Annotated in this window: 8 protein-coding genes; all 8 read right to left on the reverse strand. The window is 31.9% G+C overall.

Annotated features, from left to right (window positions below; genetic code table 11):
* Nucleotides 1–16 precede the first annotated feature (16 nt).
* Nucleotides 17–781, reverse strand: a complete 765-nt coding sequence (locus tag CD127_RS00920) for a GNAT family N-acetyltransferase (RefSeq protein WP_103365409.1) — start codon at nt 779–781, stop codon at nt 17–19.
* A gap of 37 nt (nt 782–818) precedes the next feature.
* Entirely contained in the window at nt 819–1,367 is a 549-nt protein-coding gene (locus CD127_RS00925; protein WP_103365410.1) for a biotin transporter BioY, read from the reverse strand.
* Nucleotides 1,368–1,440: 73 nt separating this feature from the next.
* Nucleotides 1,441–2,385 (reverse strand): nucleoside hydrolase, encoded by a 945-nt coding sequence (locus CD127_RS00930; RefSeq protein WP_174694751.1) that lies wholly within the window; start codon nt 2,383–2,385, stop codon nt 1,441–1,443.
* A 107-nt stretch (nt 2,386–2,492) separates the two neighbouring features.
* The gene (locus CD127_RS00935) at nt 2,493–3,416 is read right to left on the reverse strand and encodes an ABC transporter substrate-binding protein (protein WP_103365412.1); all 924 of its coding nucleotides are present in this window, start codon (nt 3,414–3,416) and stop codon (nt 2,493–2,495) included.
* A gap of 155 nt (nt 3,417–3,571) precedes the next feature.
* The gene (locus tag CD127_RS00940; RefSeq protein ID WP_103365413.1) at nt 3,572–4,717 is read right to left on the reverse strand and encodes an acyl-CoA dehydrogenase family protein; all 1,146 of its coding nucleotides are present in this window, start codon (nt 4,715–4,717) and stop codon (nt 3,572–3,574) included.
* Nucleotides 4,718–4,888: 171 nt separating this feature from the next.
* Complete coding sequence (locus CD127_RS00945) at nt 4,889–5,233, reverse strand: transcriptional regulator, SarA/Rot family (protein WP_103298870.1); 345 nt, start codon at nt 5,231–5,233, stop codon at nt 4,889–4,891.
* A gap of 282 nt (nt 5,234–5,515) precedes the next feature.
* Nucleotides 5,516–5,839 carry a PH domain-containing protein gene (locus CD127_RS00950; protein WP_103365414.1) on the reverse strand — a complete coding sequence of 108 codons (324 nt, stop codon included), beginning with the start codon at nt 5,837–5,839 and terminating at the stop codon, nt 5,516–5,518.
* 19 nt (nt 5,840–5,858) lie between these two features.
* On the reverse strand, nt 5,859–6,451 hold a 593-nt coding region (locus CD127_RS00955), incomplete at its 5' end, for a transcriptional regulator, SarA/Rot family (protein WP_206168807.1).

Consider the following 6,451-nt stretch of genomic DNA (forward strand, 5'->3'; position numbering starts at 1 on the left):
CCGCTTCTTTTAATTTCTATTCTACATTTTCTTTAACGATATGATAAATGAAACTTTGATAGGTGTAGCCTTGTTTGATATACATATCTTTCGCAGTATCTTCTCCATCTGCTACAAGTATAACAGGACGTTCCCCTGCTATTTTGCCAATATAAGACTGTATTGTTGTACCAATACCTTGATGTTGGTAACCTTCTAATACACCAAAACTATCAATTTCTACCGTTTCATCTGTTTCGATAACATCTACAGTCCCTACTGCTTTTCCCTCTAAATATGCTACACATCTTGAAACCGCATCTTCCTTATTTATTATGGTTTCTCTTGTACTGTTAACACTCTCATTTGCGAAGTCTTCTCCGTAAGGTAAAGCAAATGAATGATAGATAGCTAAATAATCTTCTATATTATTATCATCTACTCGGCATATTGTAATATCAGGTCGTCGTTTAAATCGAGCTAACTCTGTTCCTTCTATTATATATAGTTCTAATACGCCTAATTGAAAGCCTTCATTTTTAATTTCAGAAAGCCATGTTTGATTGAGCGATTCATTCTCCGGAAAAGTAAATGCTAAGTGGTTAGAAGATTGTTGCTTATGTAATTTAAACTGTTGTGCCATATCTTGATGCCATTGTTCTAAAGTAGGAAGTGTTTTATAAATCCACTTATTCGTATCATATTTCAATGGTTCAGAAGGTGTTAAATAGATGATTTTTTGTTCATCTTCTAAATAACGTTGACCTGCTTGAGCAATGTTTTCCATACATATTGCACTCATATCGTTCATCCCCTATGTATTTAAAAATTTAATACGTTTATTGTATCAAATTTTTAAAACGAGAGTGGTTTAACATTGTAGTACCGATTAAACAAGCTATGATAGCTTTAATTAAATCCCCCGGCATAAATGTTAATGAAAATACAATCGCTTTACCTACTGGCATACCAATAATGAAGCCCATAATAATTGTGCCTACAATATCTAAAAGTAAAATGCCACATACAAGTGTTGGAATGAACAACACGATAAAATTAATTTTGTGAATATAGCGATCTCTTACTAAGCCAATTAAATATGCTACTACAGGATATAAGAATAAGAAACCTGCTGATGGTCCTGCAAATATGCCAATACCACCACGACCTCCAGATAAAACTGGTAAACCGGCAGCTGCTAGTAATAAAAATACAATGACACTTAAGGCACCATATTTTCTACCTAAAATAATCCCTGCTAAAAATATCCCAATATTTTGTAAAACAATAGGTACAGGCATAAATGGAAGCGGAATACCAGGAACTAATCCTAATACACATATAATTGCTGTCATTAATGCTGTATATACTAAATTCTTTGTACTCATCATACATCCTCCTTTTACGAAGATGATTATACCACTAATGTAAACTTATTTGTATAAAAAGTTTACATTTGATTTACATTTCTATTTTTTTCGCTAAATCAGTAATATATTTAAAGAATTCATCATGTTTTACTTCTGTAACTACATGGATTGGGCGCCCTTGTTCTGTAAGATATGTGCGTCCTTGACTTGGACCTCGACTTTCTACATCCACGTTAACTTTTATTGAGTGAACTAAATCCGCTTTACCTACGTAAGCTGTTGTTAATACATCCCATAAAAAATAAGTTGAATTGGTCACGAAATGTGTGAGTGGTGGTACTGCTGCGTAACTAACTCCTAAGAAATCAACGCCTATATATGAACGTTCGCTTGCCCACATTTGTCGTATAACAGGTGTCAATGGTACTTGATTGGTACTTTCTAAGGCAACCATGTCTATTTCAATGTCGCTGTCGAATACAGTTTTTACCGCTTCTGGATCCCAAAACGCATTCCATTCGGCTGTGCCATCATGTTCAGGTTCTTCTACATTTCCTTTTTCAAGAAAAGTCCCGCCCATCCAAACAAGTTTAGCAATATTGTTTGTAATGTCTGGATTGGTCTTTAATGCTTTAGCTAAATCTGTAAGTGGACCAGTGAACAGTAAGGTTACCTTCTCTTCAGAGTGCGTTAACGTTTCAATAATATCTTGATACGCTTCTAAGTGGCTCATAGTAGATTGAGTGTTCGCAGTCTGTTCATTTAATATAGGTAAGGCATCCATGAAGAAAGCATGCATTCGCCATTCTTTTGGAAAAGGATTAGCCCCACGCTCATATGATGGCGCAACTTTTAACGAAGCGTTAGAGAAGCGGTTAATAATCTTACAAGACGCACTAAGCGATGGCTCTAAGTAACAATCTGCACCAATGGTACTCACACCAATAAGTTCAACGTTCTCCATTTGTAAGAGTAAAAAGAGAGAAATTAAATCATCTACGCCTCCGTCATGATTGAAATATACCTTAGTCATTATTACATCTCCTTTAATTTGAAAAATAAAAAGCCATGATTACATTATACGTAACCATAGCTTTCTTCATAACTAAATAACTTAAATTGATAGTCGCTATTAAATAATTTTTATTTACTTGCTTTGATTAATTTGTCTTTTAAATCTTTTCTCATGAAGTCAAGAGTATAAGGATCGTTATACCAATAAGTTTCTGCTTTCACTTCAACTACATGACCTTTTTGAACTGCTGGTAAGTTTTTCCAAATATTTGTATTTTCGTAACTTGGTTTTGATTTACCTTCGCCTGTTGAAACGATGTAGTCTCCTGCTACATCTTCAATTTTTTCTTGGCTTACTTCAGCCCAACCTTCTTTTTTAACTAATTCTTGTTGACCTTTAGGCATTTTTAGACCAAAGGCTTGATACATTACTTCGCCACCACGGCCCCAGTTGTCGCCGTAAGTGTATAATTTTTTGTCAAATTCATCGAAGATTGAAACAGTTGAATCTTTACCAATGGCATCTTTGATTTCTTTGCCATCTTTGTCAGTTTGTTCTTTCCATTTATCTTCCCATTTTTTAACTTCATCTTCTTTACCAACAATTTTACCTAACATTTCTTGTTGTTCTAAGTATTTATGTTTACCATAATCTACAACAATTGTTGGTGCGATTTTTTCGTATTTTTTAATGTTTTTATCAGTTGAGTAAACGATAATTAAATCCGGTTTTTGTTTAGCAACTTTTTCTACGTCTTGGTCACCAATTTTAGTTACATCTTTAAATTTATCTTTTAAAATCGGACTTTGATCTACTTGATTGCTTACAGCAACGATATTAGCGCCTAATTTATGTAAACCACCTGCAAACGTTGGAGCAACGACTGCAATGCGTTTCGGATCTTTAGGAATTTTAATTGTTTTACCACTATCTAACTTATATGATTTTGTTTCTTCTTTTGAACCTGATTTACTTGAATCATTTGAACCGCCATTCCCACATGCAGCTAAAACGATCATTAAAGCGATTAATGGAAAAATTAACTTTTTCATATTTCCTCCTAGTGAAAACGATTATCAATTTCATTAAAATTATACAAGAGGGTCTGCAAATTTACAATAAATTTTTCAATATTTAAATAAAAAATAATTAGCCAAATCAATATTTATTGATTTAAGCTAATTATTAAAGTTATTATTTATGAAATTTAAAATAAATCGAGTACCGATTTCGCTATATTCGTATAGGCTGCATCTTCCATAGGTGGGTTATGCAAGCCAGCACGCATGTCACGATAGTAACGTTGTAACGGTCTGTCCATTTCTAAACTTTTAGCACCTACGATTCTCATCGCTAAATCAATAACCTCTAAGCCTTGATTCATTACTAAAATTTTACTTGCTGACGTTTCATTCCATACGTTAGGATTTTGATCAATAGTTTGATAGCCCTTAGCAGTGCTCCATAAAAAGTGTCTTGCTGAAAGTAATAAAGATTCCATTTTACCGACATTTTGTTGTACGGTCGGTAGTTCTGCAATAGTACCTTTGATACTATTAGGTGAATGCTGCTTAGCAAAGTCAATTGCGTAATCTCTAGCCGCTTGTGCTATTCCTAAATACGTACTTGGAATGTGTAAAATCCACCCGTTAGGTTGTGGTTTTCGTTTTCCTTCAACAAAATTCTCGAAAGGAACATACACATCATTAAGTACTAAATCATGACTTTCAGTTGCTCGCATGCCTACCATATTCCAATTATCAGCGATTTCTACACCTTTCATTTCACGCGGAACTAGGAAAAAGCCAACTTCTTCGATGTCATCTACATAAGCAGCCACTATATAATGTGTAAGTGCTTTACTCATCGAAGTAAACGTCTTAACACCATTTAATTTATAGCCATTCTCAGTTTTAGTGGCATGTGTTGCGGGACGTCCACCACGTGTTGGACTACCAGTATCTGCTTCGCTTACCGCTCTGTTTACTAAAGCACCATTTCTGATGTCACCAGCAAACTGTTTTAACATCGCTTCATCCCACATATGTTGTTCATATAACTGTCCTACTACGCTTAAATGCCATCCTATAGAGAGCGCTGTAGCACCATCAAGCGAACCTAAATAACTTTGTAATACGACCATATCTTCAATTGTGGCCCCTTCGCCACCATATTCAACTGGTAAAGTAAGCAAACTGTATCCTTCATTTACTAACCATTCAATATTTTTAAAAGGGAAACTTGAATGGATATCATTATATGCCGCTCTTTCTTTAAAAGTATCTTCAATGGTTTCAAACTTTTTAATCCACTTTTTTTGAATTTCAGAATTTATTAAAAATGAATCTTTCATCTTACCTCACCTATTCATTGTATAAAGTATCGTTTAATCTTAGTTTAACACTCGACTTTAACAAATTAAAGTTAACTGGCAAGATGACAAAAACTATGCAAAATAAAAAGACTAAGATATGTCCCCCATATCTTAGTCTACACACATAATTATTATATTAATGCCAACGTATTATTTAATGTATTTCTCTAGTTCAGCAATTAACTTATTAATCTTTTCGCGTTGTTCATCTGTTACATAAACAATAACTGTTCTTTCATCTTGTATGCTACGTTTTTTTGATAATAACTGTAAATCTTTTAATTTTTGTAATGCTTTAGTTAAGTAATAAGGTTTAAACTCTGAATAAGTCGCAATTTCTTTTGAAGTTATTTCATTGGTCTTACTTTTAACAATATAATTCAAAATATAAATTTCTTCATAATTTAAGTTATATTTCTTTTTAGTATCCTTAAAAAATTTTTTCACTTGAAATGTTGCGTTAACTAAATCGTTGATGTCTTTAATTTGTCCCATATTCTAAACCACTCCTCTGATGTACATCTCGTTGCTACAAGGTTCATGTATACTATTACTACTAAACTAAACATTTCTTATGCTATAAAATTTATTTTATAACATTTAAGTATAATATTTCAATATTTTTATGAACTTAAAATGATATTATATATTAAATTCTAATTCGCTCAATTAAATTATACTTAATCAATTAAGACATATAATTCGAATTATAAAAAGACTAGGATAGTTCTTTCATAAAATTTAAGAACCATCCTAGCTATTATCATTCCATTTTATTTAGTTGATTTTTTCCTCAACATAATCTACAAAAGATTGAATATCTTTTGTTTGAATTTGTGTCATAGGTACTTTACCAACATTAAATGTGAAAATAATATTTTCACCATCGTATTGAATACTTTCCACTTCATTATAAGGAATATTTCTATAATAAAATCGCCCATTCATATCTACATTCATAATTAAGCGTTCAGATGTAGCTATATAGGCACCTTCAAACTCAGTTTGTCCTTGTACTTTATATTCAATCATACCTAACACTGAAGGCCCCTTTTTTTCAGTTGGGAATAAATCTTCAGGATTTACATTATCCAATATCATAAAAAAACTCCTTCTTGCTTCATGTTAAATCATTAATTATCATTTCCATTTGAAGTTTATTGTAACATTGAATAAATAAAGTTTCTGTTTCATTTGCTCGTGATTCTACTATTTTAATATTAACTAAACGTTCATCGTTATTATTCCTACATTTAGTGATATAACCTTTTTGAGACAAACGATTAATGGTATTAGGAATTCCTATTAAACAATGATGAGAGAAACCACATACTGACTTTAATGAAATGGTATCGTGATAGTATATTAATTTTCCTAAGACAAATAACTCATCTAATGTTAAATTAAATTGTTGTGCAATTTGCTTCACTTGATTTAAAGCACTATAAATAATAATGACATAAGATAGTTTCAAAGAATTAAGATGTTTCATATTTGTACTGAAATATTTTAAGTTAATTACTTCTTCAACTTCTATAAATAAAATGTCTAGCTTTTTATGATATAAGTCAGTTGGTAAAATTAATAAACGTCGCTGATCAGCATCATCTCGAATTTTAATAATCCACTTTAAATGATATAAATGTTCTAAATTATATCTAATATTCCGTTTAGACATATGCATTGTCTTAATTAAATCTTCTATATATACTC

Origin of the sequence: Staphylococcus petrasii (assembly GCF_002902565.1) — a bacterium.
GTDB classification, from domain to species: domain Bacteria; phylum Bacillota; class Bacilli; order Staphylococcales; family Staphylococcaceae; genus Staphylococcus; species Staphylococcus petrasii.

Bases quoted from the DNA above. Each gene is read 5' to 3' on its own strand.
- CD127_RS00920 (WP_103365409.1), bottom strand. From the start codon at position 781: ATGAGTGCAATATGTATGGAAAACATTGCTCAAGCAGGTCAACGTTAT.
- CD127_RS00925 (WP_103365410.1), bottom strand. From the start codon at position 1,367: ATGAGTACAAAGAATTTAGTATATACAGCATTAATGACAGCAATTATA.
- CD127_RS00935 (WP_103365412.1), bottom strand. From the start codon at position 3,416: ATGAAAAAGTTAATTTTTCCATTAATCGCTTTAATGATCGTTTTAGCT.
- CD127_RS00940 (WP_103365413.1), bottom strand. From the start codon at position 4,717: ATGAAAGATTCATTTTTAATAAATTCTGAAATTCAAAAAAAGTGGATT.
- CD127_RS00945 (WP_103298870.1), bottom strand. From the start codon at position 5,233: ATGGGACAAATTAAAGACATCAACGATTTAGTTAACGCAACATTTCAA.
- CD127_RS00950 (WP_103365414.1), bottom strand. From the start codon at position 5,839: ATGATATTGGATAATGTAAATCCTGAAGATTTATTCCCAACTGAAAAA.